The organism is Marinococcus luteus (genome assembly GCF_900106595.1).
GTDB classification, from domain to species: Bacteria; Bacillota; Bacilli; order Bacillales; family Marinococcaceae; genus Marinococcus; species Marinococcus luteus.
Genome location: NZ_FNNC01000001.1, coordinates 421867 through 441432 on the forward strand (window position 1 = coordinate 421867; position 19566 = coordinate 441432).

The window sequence follows — 19566 nt, forward strand, 5'->3', positions numbered from 1 at the left end:
ACGAATATTATTCGGGAGGGGAAACGCATGCTTGATGACGTGGACATACATATTCTCGATTTACTGCAGACGGAAACGAGGCTCAGCAACCTGGAGCTTTCCCAGCGGGTGAATCTTTCCGCGCCGGCTACCCACGCACGGGTTAAACGGCTCGAACAGGAGGGCTATATTGATTCCTATACGGCGATTCTCAACCAGGAAAAGCTCGGCTATGATCTTTTGTGCACGGTATTTATGAGCACGGGCATTCACCAGACGCAGGAGATAAACGAGCTCGAACGTCATTTATCGGCGATGCCGGAGGTGATGGAGTGCTACTGCATGACCGGGTCGTTTGATTATATGCTGAAAACCATCCACCGCAGCCGCAAGGAGCTGGAGGCGTTTATCCGGGAGCTGAATCAGCTCGGTGTCTCCCAGTTGCAGACGAGCATTGTGCTCCGCGAGGTCAAGGCTTCGACGGTGCTTCCTTTGCGGAAGTAACATTAATTTAAAAGTCAACATAACAAGAGGATGAGGAGTGGGACAATGCCGGACTTAAGCAATAGCGTCATTTTAGTAACCGGGGCCAATAGAGGCCAGGGAAAAGCGATCGCCGGGCATTTATTGCAATTGGGAAGCACGGTCATCGTCGGAGCACGTGATTATACAAAAGCGTCGGAGGCAGCTGAAGCACTGCATCCGGAAAACGCGTATCCCGTCCAGCTAGATGTAACGAAGGAGGATGAATGGAAAGCGGCCGTTAAAGAAATCATTGCGACGCATGGGAGAATTGACGGTCTGGTAAACAACGCGGGGATGCTGACGCGAAAGCCGTTCGCGGAAACGTCCGCAGAGGAGTATTTTCAGTTAATCCAGGTTAACCAGGTGGGCACTTTTTTAGGTATGCAGAGCGTCATACCGTTCATGGAACAACAGCAGAAGGGCGCTATTGTGAATAATGTATCCGTGTCCGCTTTTTCCCCGATTGGTGGCTCATCTGCGTATGCGGCGAGCAAAGCTGCTGTAGTAGCCATGTCGAAAGCGGCTGCAGTTGAACTCGGGCCGAAGGGCATCCGGGTGAACATGATCCATCCGGGCGGGGTAAATACAGAAATGGCCGGCAAAAGCGAGGAAGAGCTGGATGCCTACAGCAGTGTTCCGCTGCAGCGGATCGGGGAACCGGAAGAAATCGCAAAAGCCGCCGCTTTTCTCCTGTCGGACGACAGCTCCTATTGCACCGGCGCCGAGCTCGTGGTCGACGGAGGTATGACGCTGGGAAGCGCCGATTATTGATTACGCGTCTTTTAAAATTTTTAAGTCATTGATTTTTTTCAAATCCATCAGCACAACGGAGGACATTCAGATGCATACCGAAGATTTTATCAGTATTATGATTCACCAGACCGATTTGAAATTAACCAGCTTTATTAAAGAAGAACTGCGGATGTTTAACCTTACCCCGGAGCAGAACCTTATCATGATGCTTCTGTGGGAGGAAGACGGCCGCACCCAGAATGATATCGCCCGGAAGCTGCAGAAGGATAAAACCAACGTCGCCCGGATGGCCGCCCAGCTTGAAAAAAAGCAGTTGGTGCGGCGAGCGGCGGGGACCGAGGACCAGCGGGCCATGCAGCTGTTTGTGACGGAAGAAGGCAGGCATCTGCAGGAAAAGGTGCGCCCGGCAGCCGAGCGGTTCAACGCTGCTGTGACGAAAGGAATCAGTACCGAAGAGCTCAAAGCGCTTGAACAGATGCTTGCTAAAATAAATAGAAACGTCTCCGAGAGTCTTCGGGAGGAGTAAAGGCTCTCGGAGTAGATTCTTTGCAGGACCCGGAAAAATATGTTGTACTGAAGATGTAGATTAAATGAAGCGAATATATTTTTTGGGAAAATAGTTGCTACGCATACTAAATTGAAAAGCGAGGGGTTATCTATGGAACATCAACAGAATTTGTTTCAACGCCGTATCCGCGATAAGTGGACGGTACAGTACGAAGAGTTCGGTTTTCCGTCCATTCAAAAGGGCTGGGTGCTGCCGGTGGACCGGTGGAAGGATTTTGATCCGTTCATTTTAATGGCCGAGGACTGGTTCAAGAAGGGCACCTTTCCGGATCATCCGCACCGCGGTTTTCAAACCGTTACGTATGTCGTGGACGGACGGCTCGAGCACATTGACAACGGTGGCGGACGCGATATTCTCGAGCCCGGCGACGTGCAGTATATGAATGCCGGCTGGGCGGCCCGCCATGCGGAGGACGGGGTGGAAAATGACATCGCCCACACGCTGCAGCTGTGGCTGAACCTGCCGAAGGACCAGCGGAACACCGATACTATTTACCAGAACGTTTACGGGGAAGAAGCGCCGACGGTGCAGATTGACGGCGGGTATTTAAAGGTCTTTTCCGGGACCATCGCGGGGAAAGAGGGGCCGCTGAACTCGCTCGTTCCAATCACACTGACCGAAATTAATTTATCGGAGGGAGCCGAATACGTGCATCATCTGCCGGAAAACCACAATGCCTTTCTGTACACGCTCTCCGGCAGCGCCGATGTGGCGGATGGTACTGTCAATAAGCATGACGTCGCGACGCTCACGTTCGAGGAGGACGGGGACCCGGAAGCACTCTCGACGCTCCGCATCAAAGCCCATAAGCGCCGGACCCGGCTGCTCGTGTATTCCGGCGAGCCGATCCGCGAAGAGATCGTGCCGTACGGCCCATTTGTGATGAGCAGCATGGAAGAAATCAAGCAGGCGTACCGGGACTTTCACCAGGGAAAATTCGGGCCGCCCGCAGAATAAATCAGACAGGCCGTCATTCAGTATGAAGGAGATGAAGCAGAGTGGATGCACTGACAGCAATTCATTCACGCCGCAGTAACGGACTCGTCGAAGAAACCGAAGTGCCGGAGGAGGTCATTATGCAGGTGCTTGAAGCCGGCACCTGGGCGCCTTCTCATCACAAAACGGAGCCGTGGCGGTATTTCGTCATGACCGGCGACGGGCGCAGGCAGCTCGGGGGAGCGATGGCGGCCATTGCCGCGGAAGAAATGACGCCAGAAGAACAAGTGGAAAAGCAAAAGAATCTCGAAAAGCAAAAGCAGAAGCCGATGCGGGCACCGGTGGTAATTGCAGTGGCGGCGGAGCCATCTGAGGAAGAGCGGGTGGATACGCTTGAAGAGTACGGAGCAGTATACGCGTCGATCCAAAACATGCTGCTCGCCGCGCATGCCCTCGGGCTGGCGGCCTTCTGGCGCACCGGGATGCACTGCTATCATCCGAAAATGAACGAGCTGTTCGGCCTCAGCGGGCAGGGCAGAGTACTCGGGCTGATTTATATCGGCTATCCGGTGCGGGAAATGAAGGAAGGCAGACGGAGGCCGGTGGAGCAGGTGACCACCTGGATCACGGAAGAATAACTAACCATAAAAAAGCAGGCAGCGGGGCGAATCCGCTGCCTGCTTTTTGTTATTTTTCATCATGTTTTTTATTCAACTGCTGGCGCAGGTTCAAGCGCTGCTGTAAGTATTCCCGCAGGGAAATTTCTTTTTGGGCCCATTGCTGCTTCAAAGCGTAAAGCTGGTTTAAAAGATGATGTTTATTCATACGATCCTCCTGCAACGATATTTCAATTGTACTGTATCCGGCTGGCGGCTGGTTGAAACCTCAAATTGCGTGTGAAAATGAATGAAAATTGTAAAAATTGAACTTTTTTAGTTTGAGTGTCAAAGCCTTTAGGGAATATGGTAAATAAATACAAGCCAGTACGGCGGAAATGTCAGGAATCCATAAGCCTGCACCATAAGCCAAAAAGCACCGGAAAAGGGAAACCTTCGTGCTTTTTGGCTTTTATTATAAAATATAAGAAGGTGAAATGGAATGAAACAATACACTCATATCCTGGCCGCGCTTGATGTTCTCAATAATCCCAGTGTCGATGCCTTTGACGAAGCATGCCGCGTCGCTGTCAAACACGGAGCCGATTTAACGCTTGCCTACGTGTTTCATTATAACGAATACTCGTCGCTCGGGTGGATGGATCCGATCGGCATTAAGCGGCTGTACGCAGAGGCCGAGTACCAGCTCGAAGCGTACCGGAGACATGCCGAAGAAAAAGGTGTTTCCAAAGCAAAAGCCGTTCTGGATAACGGCGCTCCCAAAAAACGCCTGGTAAATCAGCTGTGTGAAAGAATTGAACCAGATCTTATCGTCGTCGGCCAGTCCGGCGGTAACGTGCTCGAACAGGCCATGCAGGGCAACACTGTTACCAAAAAGGTACAAAAGCATGCGCCGTGCGATGTGCATGTCGTTGATCCGGCCATAGCTTCGATCCAGCGGGCACACACCGCACCGCTCCAGTAATTCAAAAATGCTCCGGCCGATTTTAAAAATCAGCCGGGGCGTTTTACGGACAATTATAGAGTGTAGTGGTTTTTATCGTCCCATTTTTGTTTAATCACAGGGAGTTCACTGACGGTAGTAATGATGAGCTCTTCATCCCGAAACGCGTTTAAACTGTCGAGCAGTTCATCCTCCGAACAAAAATAAACGGGCTCCTGGCTGCCGAAGCGTGAACGAATATCGGTGGCTGTTCCTATGTATACCTGATTTTTGGGGCGTTGAAGTACATATGCAAAATGGTCGATAATAATGACCTCCTTTGAAGGGTCTTATAACAAGAATAGCACGGGTGGGACAATACAGAAAGCAGAATGCCTGGAATTGGAATAAAGCTGAAGTGTCATATCATGAAAATGGGCTTGAATCTGGTGTGCTCCATATTCAAGCCTTTTTGAATTGCGGGAAAATTTCACGCCTTATCGGTTTTTGGAGGATAAAAGCAGAGAACGCCTAAAAGAAAGGCGAACACCGCTATAGCCCAGTACGTAAACAGCATGCTGACGAGAGTGAGAGTGCCGAACCAGATTTGAAAAAAGCGTCGTTCGTTCATAGCTTCACCTCTTGGATGGAATTAGCGCGCAGTGGTCATAAAGTACAGGGGCGCTGATACAGCCTCCGGGCGGCTTCTTTTCCCGTCGGCGTCTGGGCAAGCCCGCCTTCAGCGGTTTCTTTCAGGCTGCCGGGCATGTCGCGGCCGATAGTGTGCATCGTCTGAATGACTTCATCACACGGAATGCGGCTGGTAATGCCCGCTAACGCCATGTCGGCTGCAGAAAACGCGATGGACGTACCGATGACGTTTCTTTTCACGCACGGCACTTCGACGAGCCCGGCGACCGGGTCACATACAAGACCGAGGAGCGACTTCATCGCCATCGCTGTGGCGTGAGCCGCCTGCTCCGGAGTACCCTGCTGCAGCTCTGTGATCGTGCCGGCGGCCATGGCCGTCGCTGAACCGATTTCAGCCTGGCAGCCGCCGGCGGCCCCGGAAATAAAGGCATGGTTTGCGAACACGTAGCCGATGGCGCTCGCTGCAAACAGCCCCATTGTCAGGGTGTCATCATCGACGCCGCGGTTGTCCTGAAGAGAAACCATCACCCCGGGAAGAATGCCGGCAGACCCTGCCGTAGGCGTCGCTACAATAAGCCCCATTTTGGCGTTGCTCTCCGAGGTGGCCATAGCGGCTGTCATCGCCGTGCTGATCACCGGACCGGACAACGGGGCGGTGTTTTGGTTATACTGATGCATCCGGCAGGCGTCGCCGCCCGAAAGCCTGCTTTCTGTTTCCGTGATGTCACTCAATCCGTCCCGGACGGCCTGCTTCATCACATGCAGCCGCTCCTGCATGCGCCCGAAAATCTGCTCACGGGACGAACCGGAGCGATCCACTTCACGACGCAGCATCCATTCGCCGATGGATACGTCCTGGGCCATGCACTCCTGCACAATGCTCTCTATAGTATCTTTCATCTAAATGGAGCCTCCTTTTTTGTCCGGGCAGCGATCGAGGAAATCTCCGCCCCCGTTCCCAAATTAATGCTTGTGTGATGTCCGTTGATTTTATAAATGTAGGCAACGCCGCCCCCGATGGAGGCGCCGGATGCGTGAACATTTTCTGTGCTGGACGAGGCCTGCAGATGCACTGTGTTTGGGTGGCAGCCGCCCGGGATGTCCGTGCAGAACTGAAAATCGTAGCGGAGGCCCTTGTCCTTTGCCAGCGCGTACGCACTCCGGACGTTGATGTCGTGTGCGGATAATCCGAGCAGGCCGCCGAGTATGGCTTTATCCGAGCCGTGTCCCTGGTAGGTGGAGGCGAGAGAGCCGTAGAACGTGATTGTTACATCGGCGACCTCTCCGAGCCAGTCGTGCACGAATTTCCCGATCGATACGACCCCCGCAGTATGCGAGCTCGAGGGGCCGACCATAATCGGGCCGATAATATCAAAACAGCTGTCAAACTCCATAACGATTCCTCCATATCTGAATTGAAAGCGATTACAAAAATGAAAAAAAGACAGAGAAGCGGCCTGGGGCGCCGTTTCTCTGTCTGTGTGCCTGAAAGATTTCATTCTTTGACAAGAATTTTCTTCTTCGGCAGGTACGTATACCTTCTCCAGAGGTGCATCCTGTACTGGTCCTGGTACCTGAGAGTTTTTTCTTCCCGGCTGGTGGGAAGAATTGCTCCTTCGGTGCTGTAATATATTCTACAGGCTCTCCCAATACGTTCATCTGCAAAACCAATATTTGTGTTACTTTCAGTTTAAACACCCCATATGGAAAAGTAAACCTATTTTTTGACAGTTGGAACCAAAACGATATACTGGATGCAGCCTGTCGGTTTGTCATCATAAACCAATTTACGAAAAGGAAGGAAGGGATACGACTATGACTGAACAAATTATTCTGCGCCCCGTGGCAGCGGAAGACGAAAAAGACATTAATATTCTCCGGCGCCAGCCCTCTGTCATGCATTATGCGCTGGGACTTCCTTCGGAACGGAGAGCTTCCAATCAGTCGTATATCGAAGGGCTGACGGAAAACGATCATGTTGTTGTCGCAGAATACGACCAGCATGTCGTCGGTATCGGCTCCCTGGAGGTGCTCGGCGGCAGGCTTCATTACTACGGCCGGACCGCCATGGCAGTACACGATGAGTTTCAGAACCAGGGAATCGGCAGCCTTCTGCTTGATCAGCTGCTGGATATCGCCGACAATTATTTAGGCTTATTGCGGCTGGAGCTGGACGTGGTGGAAGGAAACGAGCGCGCAGTTCAGCTGTATAAAAACCGGGGGTTTGAAACAGAAGGTACGCTCCGTAAAGCTCATTTTGCCCGGGGCTCGTATTACAATGTGCTGGTGATGGGCCGGCTGAACACCGCGTTATTCCCCGAAGACTGAACACTTCGCTGGAAAATGCAGCAGTCATCGGGATTGGTACTTCCAAAAATTAGTTTATTATGAAAAAATAGAAAACAAGAAATTATCACAACAATGACTAAAGGAGCGTTTGTATGCAACAGGAACCTGCGGGGCTCGGGACCCGGCTGCTCAGTAATTCTTGTCCGGAGGGATAAACGGGCGGTGCATGATTTTCTCGCGGGCACCCGGGTGGTGAAAAAAAGCCGGTAGCTTTACTATTAGAACGACAACGGTAACGTCAATCATGGGAGCGGAGGAAATACATAATGAAAAAGATTTTTCCTGCCGGAGCGGCCGGTATGTTTATCCTTTTAAGTGCTTGTTCCGTTCCTGTTTACTACACGGAGGAAGAGGAAAATGTTCCCGGAAATATAGAAGCGGAATGGGGAGAAGAAGTGCCTCTTCCATCTTTTAGCGAGTCATCGATTTCGAGGGCGCAGATCAACGAGGATGATGAAGGAGAGCCCGAAGATTTGGAAATTTGGTACAGCGAAGAAGAAGAGGAGGAGCTTTTGCCTCATTTTCAGGACGCCGGCAACCGGCACCGGTATGAAGAAGACTACAGTACGCGCCTGGTGTACGGAATTTACAGCAGTGACATTCACATTATTTTAAATTACGAAGCGGGCGACCAGATGGTCTTCGGAGCTCATGATGATGTGCTCAGTATTGGCGGACGCCCGGTGGGACGGGACATTCAAAGCGGTCCTATGATTTATACGTTTCATGCGAATGGGGGCACCTATTCCATTTCATACTCGGAGGAGGCGAGGGCGGACACCGACGCCCACCGCGAACAGATTAAAGTCTTTTTACAGAACAGCGGGTAGATAGAAAGCACATAGTCCCAAGGAGGAAAAACCATGGCCGTGTTTATGGATCTGTTGATATTCGGCGCTCTTTTGATGATTGCTTTTAACATGAAAGCACTTGGCGAACGGATGAACCACGCAAACAAAGAACAGCTGGATGAACGTGCGTACGAGCGGCTGAAGGCCGAAATCAAAGAAGAGCTGAAAAGTGAACGGGAGCATTAACAAGGGCAGGGACCTCCGGGTGCCTGCCCTTATGGTGCTGCCTGTTTACTGCTGCAGGCGTTAGTCTGTTTTTACAAAAAGGTGCGGTACGGGCTTTTCTTTTAAGCGGTTATGGTTCATGATTTATGAGAGAGAGATTGAACACTTTGTAAGTTCACGGAGAAAGAAGGAAGGATTTATGCCCCGGAGAATTAAAAATATATTAAGCATACCGCAGGAGTACAACAATCAGTCGCTGAAAAAGGATATGGCTGCGGGCTTTACGATTTTTATTTTGATCGTTCCGCAGGGAATGGCCTACGCCGTACTCGCCGGCCTGCCGCCGGTGATGGGGCTGTATGCTTCGCTGCTTCCGCTTTTAATCTACGCCCTGTTCGGGGGATCGAAGCATCTGGCTATCGGGCCGGTGGCGATGGCGTCCATTCTTGTTTTTTCCGGTGTGTCGCTGTATGCGGAGCCGGGGACGCCGGATTATGTGGCGCTCGTGCTGCTGCTTACGGTCATGGTCGGGGTGATGCAGGTGGCGCTCGGCCTGCTGAATGCAGCCGCGTTTGTAAAATTCATTTCGCCGAACGTGATCAGCGGTTTTACATCGGCGGTGGCGATCGCGATAGGCATGAGCCAGCTCGGCCAGTTTATGGGCATCAGCGTAGGCAGCCAGACACAGATTATCCCGCTGCTTCGGGATGTGATCGTCCATCTCCCGCAGGTACATATCCCGACCCTGCTCGTAGGAATCTTGAGCCTTCTGGTGCTGATCGGGGGCCGGAAAGTAAAACGGAATCTTCCGGTTTCCCTTATTGTTGTGGTGCTGAGCATTGCGGCGGTCGGTCTTTTCCGCCTCGACAACCAGGGCGTGAGCGTCGTCGGGGATGTGCCCCAGGGCCTTCCGGATTTTACCGTGCCGGGCTTTAACCTTGCGGATGTGCAGGTGTTAATTCCGACAGCGCTGACGATTGCGCTGATTGCGATGATGGAGACGCTTGCGATTACGAAAACGCTGAGCGACAAAAACGATACCGGTGTCGACCTGAACAAAGAGATCCGGGCAATTGGGTATGCAAATATTGCCGGTCCGTTCTTTTCCTCCTATGCGGTCACCGGAAGCTTTTCAAGAAGTGCCATCAGCTACCGTTCAGGAGCAGCCTCGCAGGCGGCGATGATTATTACCGCTGCCGGGGTGCTCGTCACGCTCCTTTTTTTCACGTCCTTATTCTACTTTCTGCCATACGCGGTGCTCGCAGCGATTATTCTCGTTTCGGTCACCGGCCTGATCAACACTCGGTCGCTGAAGGACGCCTTCCGGGTTAAGCCGGAGGACGGCTGGGTATGGATCGTGACGTTTGCGGCGACGCTTCTCGTCGGCATCCAGTGGGGGCTTTTGATCGGCATCGGCTTTTCCATCCTGCTGCTTTTGCGCCACATTTCCCGGCCGAACATTGTGGAGATCGGCTATGAGGAGGATACCCACAGCTATCTTGATCTGCAGCGGTTCCCGCATGCGAAGCGGGTGCCGGGCACGGTGCTCGTCCGGGCGGATACGCGCATTCATTTTTCGAACGTCGGCTATTTTGTGAAAATGGTGGAAAAAACGATTCAGGATCGCCGCAAAACGGAGGGTGGCGGGCTGAAGGCCGCGATTGACATGTCCGGGGTGAACGACATTGACACCACCGGCATCGGCGCTCTCGAACAGATTATTGAAATGTTCCGCCGGGACCCGGACGTGCAGGTATGGTTTGTCGAGCTGAAAGGCCCGGTCCGGGATCTGCTGCTTAGGGCCGGATGGGATGAAAAATACGCCGAAGCGATTAAATACCAGACCCTCGAAGGCTTTCTTGAACACGAGGGCAACGGCCCGTTTAAAACGCCCACAGAGCCGAAGCAGGACTCCTGGGACTATATGATTTAACATGCGTACAGCAACGAACCAGGCCGGCAGGGAATCCCCCGCCGGCTTGTTCTGTGTTCCCATAGTATCAAAGGCACAACCTTTGTAAGACTGATATGACAGGGTATATAGCTATGTACTTTAAATTTAAAAAATTCAGAATTATCGTTTTAACCATTATCAACCCGGGTAAAAATGAGTAGATTTTCTAAAGGAGGTATAATTACATTGAGTAAAGACCGCAAAAACGAACGCGAACACGACGAAGAAAAAAACGACGATAAGCAAAATACAAATGAAGACGGAACGTTAACGACAAGACAGGGCCATCCTGTCCGGGACAACCAAAACTCGAAAACCGTAGGCAATCGCGGACCGACAACGCTTGAAAATTATGAATTTCTGGAAAAAATCAGCCATTTTGACCGTGAACGTATACCGGAGCGTGTGGTGCACGCCAGGGGAGCAGGTGCGCACGGCTATTTTGAAGCGTATGGTTCCTTTGGCGATGAGCCGATTTCCAAATATACACGCGCAAAAATCTTCCAGGAGGAAGGCAAGCAGACACCGGCGTTTGTACGTTTTTCCACCGTTATCCACGGCGGGACTTCCCCGGAAACGCTTCGGGATCCGCGCGGATTTGCGGTGAAATTTTATACCGAGGACGGCAACTGGGACCTCGTCGGCAACAACCTGAAGGTATTTTTCATCCGGGATGCCATCAAATTTCCGGATGTCATTCACGCATTGAAGCCGGATCCGGTCACGAACGTGCAGGACAGTGAACGGATCTTCGACTTTATGTCGCAGACACCGGAATCGATGCACATGCTGACGTTTTTATTCTCCCCGTGGGGCATTCCGGCCAACTACCGGCAGATGCAGGGCTCCGGGGTAAACACGTACAAATGGGTGAACGAAGACGGTGAAGCGGTACTCGTAAAATACCACTTTGAACCGGTTCAGGGCATCCGCAACCTGACCCAGGAAGAAGCGGACAGCATCCAGAGCAAAAACTTCAACCACGCCACCCAGGATCTGTACGAAGCCATTGAGGAAGGCAACTATCCGGAATGGGAGCTTCGCGTACAGGTGATGAGTGACGACGATCATCCGGAGCTCGACTTTGACCCGCTTGATGATACGAAGCTGTGGCCGAAAGAGCAGTTCCCGTGGATCCCGGTCGGCAAGCTCGTGCTTGACCGCAATCCGGAGGACTATTTCAACGAAGTCGAACAGGTGGCCTTCGGTACCGGCGTCCTTGTTGACGGCATGGATTTCTCCGACGATAAAATGCTGCAGGGCCGGACGTTCTCGTACTCGGATACGCAGCGGTACCGCGTCGGTGCCAACTATCTGCAGCTGCCGATCAACCAGGCGAAGAAAAAAGTTGCAACCAACCAGCGCGGCGGACAGATGTCGTATAAAGTCGATAATGACGAAGGGCAGAATCCGCACGTGAACTACGAGCCTTCCACGCTGAATAACCTGAAGGAAGCGGAGATGAGCGGCAAGCCGCACACTCCTTATACCGAAGGGGAAGTGAAAAAAGAAGCCATCGACCGCCAGAATCCTTACCGGCAGGCGGGAGAAACGTTCCGCAAGTTTAAGGAATGGGAAAAGGACGAATTAATCAAAAACCTCGTCGACAACCTGATTCCATGTAAAAAGGAAATCCAGGAAGAAATGATTGCCCACTTTAAAAAATGCGATGAAGAATACGGCCGCCGGGTTGAAGAAGGGCTGAAAAACAGCAGCTCCGCAGACGGCGCAGACCAGGATTCTACGCACGGCGGACCTGCAGGCGCCACGAAAACAGAAGAAGGCGTGAAGCAGGCTGAAGAGCACGGCGTTCCATCGGATCCTTATTAATCCGAAGAACTCTGAAAAACAATAAAAGCTGAAGCTGGAGAATAATCTCCGGCTTCAGCTTTTTACTTGCCGCTGGACTTCGAAAAGTCATATTATTTTCCGAAAGCCTGTTGGTCGTCATCCCTGTTAAAAGCGTTGCGCGTGTGAAAGCATGGCGGCTGAGGGCGGTGGCTTAAATCATAGGAAGCCCACGGAGCCTTCAACACACGGGCGTCAGCCAAAAAGCATATGGAGGTGCCGTTCACCGCGAACGGATGAAGAGTCTGAAACAATTTGTCGATGCTTTCGAACATTTTTGCTTTTTGTCCCTGAAGATACGGTTCTAAGCTGGCCGCTGTCCCGACGAGCAGTTCTTTATCATAAAAAGTATAGCCAAACACGATGGAAGACATAAAATTAAATACTCCTTTAAATGCAAACAAAAAGGCAGTTTCTACCCGGAAGACAGAAACCTCCTGAAAGCATTTTTCCTAAATCAGACGTATATAAAGCTTGTTCAGCTGGCTGTGATAACAAAAGTTTAAAGAGAAGGGTCAATACCCATATCTGTATGTATACCCCTTTTTTCCAATAATTACTCATGCTAAAAGACCTAATATAAAGGAGCAGGCTGTAAGCTTGGTGCTAAGCAGTAATTGAATACACTGCTGAATGTATTAAATGAGTTCCGTCCGCGGATCGTTCGTCATTTTTCAGGATACCGTCCAGCTGAAAGCCGGCCCTGGCAAGCATTGCCGTGCCTGGATAGTTTCGTTCGTCTGTCCAGGCTTCGATTCGGTTCATTCCCAGCTCCTCCAAGGCGTAACGGACGACTTCCGTGACAGCTTCGAGTGCAAATCCTCTGCGCTGGAAAGGGTCCAGTATCCAGTAGCCCAGCTCACAGCGTGGCACGTGCCAGGCAATTTCCTGAATAACTATGCTTCCAACGAAGGTGCCATACTGCTTTTCAAACAGTAAATAGCGGAGCTTCTGCCTGGTTGAAAATTGCTCACAGGCTTTCGTTAAAAAGGCTTCAGTGCCCGCAAGCGTGGGCTGGTCCTGAAAGGCGCTCATCCATGTTTTCAGGCTGGAATGGGAGAGCTTGATCCCCTGAAAAACGGTGCCTGTATCCTGAATAACGTCTGGAATTCTCAACCGGAGACGCCCGGTTTCTAATTTCTCCTTCACGGAGTTTTCCTCAAACATAATGCGACCTCCTGCACCGTGGTATTTAAACCAATTTTATCCAATAAAAGGAAATTGAATAAAATTATATCATGAAAATGAGTGCAATGGGTGAAAAGCTGAACAATATTAAAAAGTATTCATTTACAAATGTTTGCAGAAAAATCATTCAAGGAATTAGAACAAAGGAATTGATATAACAGACGGTGACCGGACAGCCAGAGGAATTTTTAACACACAGGGGGCTTTAACAATGGAATATGTTTATTTAGGAAACTCCGGACTGCGCGTGCCGAAGTATATACTTGGGACCATTCCCTTCAGCGGCACGAACGGATTTGAAGCAACAGGAAATATCGATGAAAACGACGCCCGGCGCATAGTGGATATATCACTTGAAGCAGGTATGAACATGTTTGATACAGCGAACCTGTATTCGAAGGGCGATGCTGAACGCGTGTTGGGCTCCGCGATTAAAGGACGCCGGAACGAAGTGCTTCTGACGTCCAAAACCGGCTTTCATTTTGACAACGACCCGAACGCTCTCGGCGCATCCCGCAGCAACATCGAAGCGTCCATTGACCGGACGCTCGAGCGGCTCGGCACCGATCACCTGGACGTATATTTTGTGCATCTGTGGGACGGGCGCACACCTATAGAAGAAACCGTGGAAACAATGACCAATCTGGTGAAATCCGGAAAAATCCGGTACTGGGGCGTCTCCAACTACAGCGGCTGGGCGCTCGCAAGAACATTTTCGGTCGCGGAGCGTCCGGGCTACATCCCGCCGGTTACCCAGCAGATCTACTACACGCCGGAGGCAAGGGAAGCAGAATACGAGCTGCTGCCGGCAGGCCGTGAGCTTGGCGTAAGCTCAATGATCTGGAGTCCGCTTGGCGAAGGACTTCTTAACGGCAAGATCGGCCGGAATAAAAAAGCCCCGGCCAATACCCGCCAGGGCGAAGGCTGGCCGGAGCCGTGGATTCAGGACGAAGAACGCCTGTATCAGGTCATCGACGCGCTTGAAGAAGTAGCTGAAGGACGGAGTGCAACCGTACCGCAAATTGCCTACGCATGGGTCAAGGATCGCCCGAACGTCGGTCCGATCGTCATTGCGGCCCGCAACGAAGAGCAGCTGCGTGAAAACCTGGCGTCGGCAGATATGTACCTGACGCAGGACGAGCATGACCGGATTGAATCCGTCGCACGTCCGGCACCCCTTTACCCGTTATGGCACCGGACGATGGCCGGCTTTGAAATGGGAAGTCCGTCCGAAATGCCATATCTGGAAGGATACAGGAAGTCGATGGGAATGGACGAATAAATTTTATAAAAAGAATCAGATTTGTTAAGCAAAACTGGTTAAAGAAGCCGCTTACGAATATAAGCGGCTTCTTTTTTATGCTTTTTAACGAAGGAATAATTTAATCATTCAGAAAATTTATTTGTCTTACAATAAAATAATTTTACAAAACAGATTGACTTTTTTGTCTATTTGTCTTACATTAAAATCACGAAATGAACAGAAAGGAGGGTAAACATTGAAAGAGAACGATCCGTTACAAATAAAATCAGTAAAAAGAAAAACGTTAGCCAATCAGGTCATTGAACAAATTATTGATTTACTGTTAAGCGAACAGTTAAAAGCGGGGGACAAGCTTCCTTCAGAAATGGAACTGATGGAAATGCTTCACGTCAGCAGGCCGGTACTCCGGGAAGCGTTAAGCTCGCTGGAAGCCCTTGGTATTATCAACCGGAAAACGAAGGAAGGCACATTCTTTTCCACTAAAGTTGGCAGCGAGCCATTTAAGATTATGCTCGCTTTATCCGTAGGAGATATTGATAATGTCATAGAGATCCGTCTGACTCATGAGCTGGGATTAGTGGGTCTGGCAGCAGAAAAAATATCAGAGCTGGAGCTTAAAAAGCTCAGCGAAAATATTGAAGAAATGGAACAAACGAATGAAGATTACACGGAAATCGACCGGGAATTTCACCGCATCATTGCTTACAGTGGCAGCAATTCCTTAACAGAAGGCATGATTGATCCGATTCTGAATATGTATGACAAAACGCTCGAAAATATCGCTTTAAAGGATCGGAGCAAATCAAAAACGGTCCAGCAGCATAAAGACATCTACCATGCATTGCTAAACCGTGATCCGATTGAAGCTTACAGAAGCATGTATAACCATCTTGATCATGTGCGTGACCGCATAGGCCGATCGGTAGAAGACAGAAGAATTAACTAAAAGGAGGAAGAGAGTATGCCAGCAGACCGTACCCCGCCGACTGGAATTTCAGGATTTCCGGTTACCCCCTATTTTGAAAGCGGTGCCATTGATGAACAGGCGCTGCAGGAAAACATAGAATTTTTGCTTGAAGAAGGATTAGAGTCCATTTTTATCGCCTGTGGGGCAGGAGAAATTACTAACTTAAGTACCGAAGAGTTTGATAAGGCAGCTCAATTAGCCATTTCAAAAGTAAACGGCCGGGTTCCGGTGTACACCGGGGTGGGTGGAAACCTGCTCGACGCAGTGGAAAAAGCAGAGATTTCCGAAAAACGCGGTGCAGACGGCTATCTGGTTCTTCCTCCGTATTTAGTTGAAAGTGAACAGGAAGGCCTCTATGAATACTACAAAGCTATCGTTACCAGTACAGATTTAAATGCGGTGTTGTATCAAAGAGCGAATGCCGTCGTGAATTTGAACACGCTGCAAAGGCTGACGGAATTTCCTCAGGTTGTAGGCTTGAAGGACGGCGTCGGGGACATGGAGTTAAATGTGGAGCTCACGCAGGAAATTGGCGATCGCCTTGGGTGGCTGAACGGGATGCCGATGGCAGAAGTAACAATGCCGGCCTATCTGCCGCTTGGATATAACTGTTATTCCTCCGCCATTTCAAACTACATTCCGCACATTTCCAGAAGATTTTATGATGCCCTTCTGGAACAGGATCAGGCAACAGTAAATGATATCTACCATAACATTATTCTGCCGATTAACCGTGTAAGAAGAAAAAGAAAGGGATACGCTGTTTCTTTAATCAAAGCCGGAATGGAAATTGTAGGACTTCCTGTAAGGAACACGGTACGCCCGCCAGTCGTACCGGTGGAAAAAGAGCATTATGAAGAATTGAGGCAGATTTTAAAAACAGCACATGAAAAATATCCGTCCAGCCGGAAAGTATCTATTTAATTTTTAAAAATGGAGGGGAAGCTTTTATGCAGACAGCAGCAAAAAACGCATTTTCGAACTATATTAACGGTGAATGGGTAAAATCCAGCACCAATGAAGTGAGCACGAACAAAAATCCGGCCGACCTTAATGATGTCGTAGGCACCATTCAAAAATCAGGAGAAGAGGACCTCAACCAAGCTGTGGAAGCAGCGGATCAGGCCAAAAAATCCTGGGGCAAATTAGCAGGAGCCGACCGGGGACAGTACTTATATAAAGTGGCGGAAATTGTCGAGCAGCGTAAGGATGAAATTGCCGAATGCATGACCCGGGAAATGGGAAAAACGCTTCCGGAGGCCAAGGGAGAAACGGCACGCGGAGTAGCGATTCTCAGATACTATGCCGGCGAAGGCATGAGAAAGATTGGGGATGTGATTCCTTCGTCAGACAAAGATGCATTGATGTTTACGACCCGCGCTCCGCTTGGCGTTGTAGGAGTTATCACGCCCTGGAACTTCCCGGTAGCAATACCAATGTGGAAATCTGCGCCGGCGCTCATCTACGGCAACACTGTCGTTATTAAACCGGCAACGGAAGCCGCCTTAACGTGCGCGAAGCTGATGGAATGCTTTGCCGAAGCGGGAATGCCGGCAGGCGTCATTAATATGGTTACCGGCCCGGGCTCTGTGATCGGCCAGGGAATTGCTGAGCACAGTAAAGTAAACGCACTGACATTTACGGGCTCGAATACCGTAGGGAAGAAGCTTGGACAGATTGCTCTCTCCCGCGGAGCCAAGTACCAGTTGGAAATGGGCGGAAAAAACCCTGTCATCGTCGCAGAGGATGCAGACCTTGATTTAGCTGTCGACGCCACAATCAGCGGCGGCTTAAAATCCACCGGACAAAAATGTACAGCCACAAGCCGCGTTATTGTTCATAGCAGTGTTTATGAAACATTTAAAGAAAAATTACTGGAAAAGACGAAAGAAATTACTGTTGGAGATGGGCTGAAGGAAGGCATCTGGATGGGACCAAGTGCCAGTGAAGCTCAATTAAACACTGTACTTTCCTATATTGAGAAAGGAAAAGAGGAAGGCGGAGAACTCCTCTGCGGGGGAAACCGGATAAAAGAGAATGGCTTTGACCAGGGCTATTTTGTAGAACCAACCGTTTTTGACAATATTACTTCGGATATGACCATCGCCCAGGAGGAAATATTCGGACCGGTGCTTGCGTTAATGAAAGTAGACGATCTTGAAGAAGGCATCGAGCTTGCAAATAACGTGGAGTACGGACTAAGTGCATCGATTTTCACCTCCAATGTCCAGAAAATGCTTTCCTTTATTGATGATATGGATGCCGGACTTGTGCGGGTGAATGCCGAAAGTGCAGGCGTTGAACTGCAGGCACCGTTTGGCGGCATGAAGCAGTCCAGCTCACATACGAGAGAGCAGGGAGAGGCAGCGAAGGAATTTTTCACCGCCGTGAAAACGGTGTTTATCAAATAAAAAGGGGGTCTCTCCCCTTTTTTAAAGAAAAATGAAAGCGTTTTAATAAAAATTTGAAGAGGTGAATGCGATGAAAAAAATGATGGCTTTAGTTTCTGTTGGTTCGATGGGATTTATGCTGGCGGCCTGCGGGACAGGAGATTCGGGAGGGCAAGGAGAACAAACGAGCGGCCAGGAGGGCAGCAGCACAACCATCGATCCCAACCGGGTACGTACCGTGATTGGTTCTTCCTCGACGGGAGGCGACACGTATCAGACTGCGGATGCTGCGACGAGGAATCTTGAAGAAGTCCTCGATACTAATATGCAGGTGGATGCGGTTGGAGCGGATCGGGCGTTCAGCGAAATGTCCGGAGCTCAGGATGATGGAAGCACTATCATGTATTTCCACGACATGGCTTATCTTGGGGTGGAATACGGAAGCTTTAGCGAAGATTACGAGCTGGAAAACTGGACGATTGGACCTATGGTGGCGACAAATCCAGGGAATGCATTTTTAACCTCTGCCGATGCCCCTTACGACACCATGGCAGAGTCGATCGAGTGGCTGGAGGACAATCCGGATGAAACGGTATCGGTAGCTCTGGAAGAGGGCGGCGTTTCTGAAATCGTATTCGACGGCTACTACTTGTGGGCTGAAGAAGAATACGGGTCAGAAATAACGGATCGGATTGAAGTGTACGTAACGGGCTCTCAGGAGGATAAAAACCAGGCTCTGTGGGATGGTAACGCTGACATTATCCACGGCTCCATAGGGGCTAATAATGAATACACCGAAGACGGCGTGGAAGACGATATCAAAATGAAGTTCCTGGGTGTAACTACGGAGGAACGTGTAGATGGATTCGATATTCCGACCTTTGCGGAGCAGGGTATTACGGTTGACGGAGAAGAATTCGTGTTTGAAAAAGAGTTTTTCTTCCTGCTTCCTAAAGACATTGATGAAAGTTACACCACGGCTTTGGATAACGCGATGGCAGAATTAGCAGAAGATGAAGAATTTGCTGAGGCTTTGAATAAAAATACGTATACAGTAAATCATATGCCTTCTGATGAAGCGGAAGAGCATCTCATGGAAAAACGTGAAAACATGCAAAGTATTATTGAACAAGCTCCTGATCTGAACGACCTGGCTAAATAATAATAGAGAGAGGCTGGCTGTGCAGCTGAACCTGCACAGCCCTGCTTTAAAAGGGAGGCCGGCAGATGACTATTGCTTTTTTCACTATGGATATATCGTTTAATGAATACCATTTGATTTTCCCCCGGATTATCATCGGCGCGCTGATTATTCTGGCGGTCGCATTGCTTCTACAGAAAGGAATACAGCTGCTAAAAAGAAAAGAAAAGCGCCCAAAGCCATTTCGTTTCTTTTCCGAAAACTACGATGCAAAAAAGTTTTACGCCACGCTGGTTTTGCTTGTTCTGTATCCGCCAGCGCTCAGTTTATTCGGTTTTTTGCCAGCCAGTATTCTGTTTATGTTTTTAATTACGATTCTCTATGCGGGCCAATTTAATAAAAAGACCATCATTGTATCGATATCGAATTCGTTGGCTTCGTCCATTGCTGTATGGTATGTATTCGGCCAGTTATTCGATATAACTTTACCGTAAGGAG

General features: G+C 50.0%; 23 protein-coding genes and 2 riboswitches. Of the genes, 17 read left to right on the forward strand and 6 right to left on the reverse strand.

The features are described from left to right. Positions 1-27 precede the first annotated feature (27 nt). The 5 genes from BLV22_RS01995 (at position 28) to BLV22_RS02015 (ending at position 3399) form a co-directional block, all read left to right on the forward strand. Complete coding sequence (locus BLV22_RS01995; RefSeq protein WP_425433773.1) at positions 28-483, forward strand: Lrp/AsnC family transcriptional regulator; 456 nt, start codon at positions 28-30, stop codon at positions 481-483. 45 nt (positions 484-528) lie between these two features. Then, entirely contained in the window at positions 529-1275 is a 747-nt protein-coding gene (locus tag BLV22_RS02000) for an SDR family NAD(P)-dependent oxidoreductase (RefSeq protein WP_091610600.1), read from the forward strand. 70 nt (positions 1276-1345) lie between these two features. Further along, entirely contained in the window at positions 1346-1783 is a 438-nt protein-coding gene (locus BLV22_RS02005; RefSeq protein ID WP_091610602.1) for a MarR family winged helix-turn-helix transcriptional regulator, read from the forward strand. 132 nt (positions 1784-1915) lie between these two features. Then, positions 1916-2782 (forward strand): pirin family protein, encoded by an 867-nt coding sequence (locus BLV22_RS02010; RefSeq protein WP_091610604.1) that lies wholly within the window; start codon positions 1916-1918, stop codon positions 2780-2782. A gap of 41 nt (positions 2783-2823) precedes the next feature. Continuing rightward, complete coding sequence (locus BLV22_RS02015) at positions 2824-3399, forward strand: nitroreductase family protein (protein WP_091610606.1); 576 nt, start codon at positions 2824-2826, stop codon at positions 3397-3399. 49 nt (positions 3400-3448) lie between these two features. On the opposite strand, the gene BLV22_RS14915 is transcribed toward BLV22_RS02015, so the two are convergent. Then, entirely contained in the window at positions 3449-3586 is a 138-nt protein-coding gene (locus BLV22_RS14915; protein WP_176967599.1) for a hypothetical protein, read from the reverse strand. 273 nt (positions 3587-3859) lie between these two features. On the opposite strand from BLV22_RS14915, the gene BLV22_RS02020 reads away from it, so the two are divergent. Further along, entirely contained in the window at positions 3860-4342 is a 483-nt protein-coding gene (locus BLV22_RS02020; RefSeq protein WP_091610607.1) for a universal stress protein, read from the forward strand. A 448-nt stretch (positions 4343-4790) separates the two neighbouring features. On the opposite strand, the gene BLV22_RS14920 is transcribed toward BLV22_RS02020, so the two are convergent. From BLV22_RS14920 to BLV22_RS02030, 3 genes are read right to left on the reverse strand one after another with little or no spacing between them, the layout of a single operon-like run. Further along, the gene (locus BLV22_RS14920; RefSeq protein WP_176967600.1) at positions 4791-4931 is read right to left on the reverse strand and encodes a hypothetical protein; all 141 of its coding nucleotides are present in this window, start codon (positions 4929-4931) and stop codon (positions 4791-4793) included. Between the two features lie 35 nt (positions 4932-4966). Then, the gene (gene sdaAA / locus BLV22_RS02025; protein ID WP_091610608.1) at positions 4967-5851 is read right to left on the reverse strand and encodes an L-serine ammonia-lyase, iron-sulfur-dependent, subunit alpha; all 885 of its coding nucleotides are present in this window, start codon (positions 5849-5851) and stop codon (positions 4967-4969) included. After that, positions 5848-6345, reverse strand: a complete 498-nt coding sequence (locus tag BLV22_RS02030; protein WP_176967601.1) for a serine dehydratase beta chain — start codon at positions 6343-6345, stop codon at positions 5848-5850. The genes sdaAA and BLV22_RS02030 overlap by 4 nt, the downstream gene beginning before the upstream one ends. Positions 6346-6422: 77 nt before the next feature. Next, positions 6423-6500: riboswitch (glycine riboswitch) on the reverse strand. Between the two features lie 3 nt (positions 6501-6503). Continuing rightward, positions 6504-6610, reverse strand: a riboswitch (glycine riboswitch). A 156-nt stretch (positions 6611-6766) separates the two neighbouring features. Between BLV22_RS02030 and BLV22_RS02035 the strand changes: the two genes are divergently transcribed. From BLV22_RS02035 to BLV22_RS02050, 5 genes are all read left to right on the forward strand, one after another. Next, positions 6767-7279: a GNAT family N-acetyltransferase gene (locus BLV22_RS02035; RefSeq protein ID WP_091610610.1), complete on the forward strand. Its 513-nt coding sequence runs from the start codon at positions 6767-6769 to the stop codon at positions 7277-7279. 287 nt (positions 7280-7566) lie between these two features. Then, positions 7567-8130 (forward strand): hypothetical protein, encoded by a 564-nt coding sequence (locus BLV22_RS02040; protein ID WP_091610612.1) that lies wholly within the window; start codon positions 7567-7569, stop codon positions 8128-8130. Between the two features lie 33 nt (positions 8131-8163). Beyond that, complete coding sequence (locus BLV22_RS14925) at positions 8164-8337, forward strand: hypothetical protein (RefSeq protein WP_176967602.1); 174 nt, start codon at positions 8164-8166, stop codon at positions 8335-8337. A 178-nt stretch (positions 8338-8515) separates the two neighbouring features. Next, the gene (locus BLV22_RS02045; protein WP_176967603.1) at positions 8516-10249 is read left to right on the forward strand and encodes a SulP family inorganic anion transporter; all 1734 of its coding nucleotides are present in this window, start codon (positions 8516-8518) and stop codon (positions 10247-10249) included. A gap of 174 nt (positions 10250-10423) precedes the next feature. Beyond that, the gene (locus BLV22_RS02050; RefSeq protein ID WP_091610615.1) at positions 10424-12100 is read left to right on the forward strand and encodes a catalase; all 1677 of its coding nucleotides are present in this window, start codon (positions 10424-10426) and stop codon (positions 12098-12100) included. A 92-nt stretch (positions 12101-12192) separates the two neighbouring features. Here the strand turns inward: BLV22_RS02050 and BLV22_RS02055 are convergent, their stop codons facing one another. Together BLV22_RS02055 and BLV22_RS02060 are read right to left on the reverse strand one after the other, a co-directional pair. Further along, positions 12193-12492, reverse strand: a complete 300-nt coding sequence (locus tag BLV22_RS02055) for a hypothetical protein (RefSeq protein ID WP_143030942.1) — start codon at positions 12490-12492, stop codon at positions 12193-12195. A 232-nt stretch (positions 12493-12724) separates the two neighbouring features. Then, the gene (locus BLV22_RS02060; RefSeq protein WP_091610618.1) at positions 12725-13285 is read right to left on the reverse strand and encodes a GNAT family N-acetyltransferase; all 561 of its coding nucleotides are present in this window, start codon (positions 13283-13285) and stop codon (positions 12725-12727) included. Positions 13286-13517: 232 nt separating this feature from the next. Here BLV22_RS02060 and BLV22_RS02065 point away from each other — a divergent pair, with 232 nt between their 5' ends. The 6 genes from BLV22_RS02065 (at position 13518) to BLV22_RS02090 (ending at position 19562) form a co-directional block, all read left to right on the forward strand. After that, positions 13518-14588 (forward strand): aldo/keto reductase, encoded by a 1071-nt coding sequence (locus BLV22_RS02065; RefSeq protein ID WP_091610619.1) that lies wholly within the window; start codon positions 13518-13520, stop codon positions 14586-14588. 217 nt (positions 14589-14805) lie between these two features. Next, positions 14806-15516: a FadR/GntR family transcriptional regulator gene (locus BLV22_RS02070; protein WP_091610621.1), complete on the forward strand. Its 711-nt coding sequence runs from the start codon at positions 14806-14808 to the stop codon at positions 15514-15516. Between the two features lie 15 nt (positions 15517-15531). Further along, positions 15532-16461 (forward strand): 5-dehydro-4-deoxyglucarate dehydratase, encoded by a 930-nt coding sequence (gene kdgD / locus BLV22_RS02075; RefSeq protein WP_091610623.1) that lies wholly within the window; start codon positions 15532-15534, stop codon positions 16459-16461. A gap of 26 nt (positions 16462-16487) precedes the next feature. Beyond that, positions 16488-17948, forward strand: a complete 1461-nt coding sequence (gene gucD, locus BLV22_RS02080; RefSeq protein WP_091610624.1) for an alpha-ketoglutaric semialdehyde dehydrogenase GucD — start codon at positions 16488-16490, stop codon at positions 17946-17948. 70 nt (positions 17949-18018) lie between these two features. Further along, a complete protein-coding gene (locus BLV22_RS02085) occupies positions 18019-19089 on the forward strand; it encodes a tripartite tricarboxylate transporter substrate-binding protein (RefSeq protein ID WP_091610626.1) in 1071 nt (356 codons plus the stop codon). 65 nt (positions 19090-19154) lie between these two features. Continuing rightward, positions 19155-19562, forward strand: a complete 408-nt coding sequence (locus BLV22_RS02090; protein ID WP_218130591.1) for a tripartite tricarboxylate transporter TctB family protein — start codon at positions 19155-19157, stop codon at positions 19560-19562. Positions 19563-19566: the final 4 nt, after the last annotated feature.

Bases quoted from the DNA above. Each gene is read 5' to 3' on its own strand.
- BLV22_RS02030 (WP_176967601.1), bottom strand. From the start codon at position 6,345: ATGGAGTTTGACAGCTGTTTTGATATTATCGGCCCGATTATGGTCGGC.
- BLV22_RS02000 (WP_091610600.1), top strand. From the start codon at position 529: ATGCCGGACTTAAGCAATAGCGTCATTTTAGTAACCGGGGCCAATAGA.
- kdgD (WP_091610623.1), top strand. From the start codon at position 15,532: ATGCCAGCAGACCGTACCCCGCCGACTGGAATTTCAGGATTTCCGGTT.
- BLV22_RS02065 (WP_091610619.1), top strand. From the start codon at position 13,518: ATGGAATATGTTTATTTAGGAAACTCCGGACTGCGCGTGCCGAAGTAT.
- BLV22_RS02010 (WP_091610604.1), top strand. From the start codon at position 1,916: ATGGAACATCAACAGAATTTGTTTCAACGCCGTATCCGCGATAAGTGG.
- BLV22_RS14920 (WP_176967600.1), bottom strand. From the start codon at position 4,931: ATGAACGAACGACGCTTTTTTCAAATCTGGTTCGGCACTCTCACTCTC.
- sdaAA (WP_091610608.1), bottom strand. From the start codon at position 5,851: ATGAAAGATACTATAGAGAGCATTGTGCAGGAGTGCATGGCCCAGGAC.
- BLV22_RS02085 (WP_091610626.1), top strand. From the start codon at position 18,019: ATGAAAAAAATGATGGCTTTAGTTTCTGTTGGTTCGATGGGATTTATG.
- BLV22_RS02090 (WP_218130591.1), top strand. From the start codon at position 19,155: ATGACTATTGCTTTTTTCACTATGGATATATCGTTTAATGAATACCAT.
- BLV22_RS02045 (WP_176967603.1), top strand. From the start codon at position 8,516: ATGCCCCGGAGAATTAAAAATATATTAAGCATACCGCAGGAGTACAAC.
- BLV22_RS02055 (WP_143030942.1), bottom strand. From the start codon at position 12,492: ATGTCTTCCATCGTGTTTGGCTATACTTTTTATGATAAAGAACTGCTC.
- BLV22_RS02020 (WP_091610607.1), top strand. From the start codon at position 3,860: ATGAAACAATACACTCATATCCTGGCCGCGCTTGATGTTCTCAATAAT.
- BLV22_RS01995 (WP_425433773.1), top strand. From the start codon at position 28: ATGCTTGATGACGTGGACATACATATTCTCGATTTACTGCAGACGGAA.
- gucD (WP_091610624.1), top strand. From the start codon at position 16,488: ATGCAGACAGCAGCAAAAAACGCATTTTCGAACTATATTAACGGTGAA.
- BLV22_RS14915 (WP_176967599.1), bottom strand. From the start codon at position 3,586: ATGAATAAACATCATCTTTTAAACCAGCTTTACGCTTTGAAGCAGCAA.
- BLV22_RS14925 (WP_176967602.1), top strand. From the start codon at position 8,164: ATGGCCGTGTTTATGGATCTGTTGATATTCGGCGCTCTTTTGATGATT.
- BLV22_RS02005 (WP_091610602.1), top strand. From the start codon at position 1,346: ATGCATACCGAAGATTTTATCAGTATTATGATTCACCAGACCGATTTG.
- BLV22_RS02060 (WP_091610618.1), bottom strand. From the start codon at position 13,285: ATGTTTGAGGAAAACTCCGTGAAGGAGAAATTAGAAACCGGGCGTCTC.
- BLV22_RS02050 (WP_091610615.1), top strand. From the start codon at position 10,424: ATGAGTAGATTTTCTAAAGGAGGTATAATTACATTGAGTAAAGACCGC.
- BLV22_RS02040 (WP_091610612.1), top strand. From the start codon at position 7,567: ATGAAAAAGATTTTTCCTGCCGGAGCGGCCGGTATGTTTATCCTTTTA.
- BLV22_RS02035 (WP_091610610.1), top strand. From the start codon at position 6,767: ATGACTGAACAAATTATTCTGCGCCCCGTGGCAGCGGAAGACGAAAAA.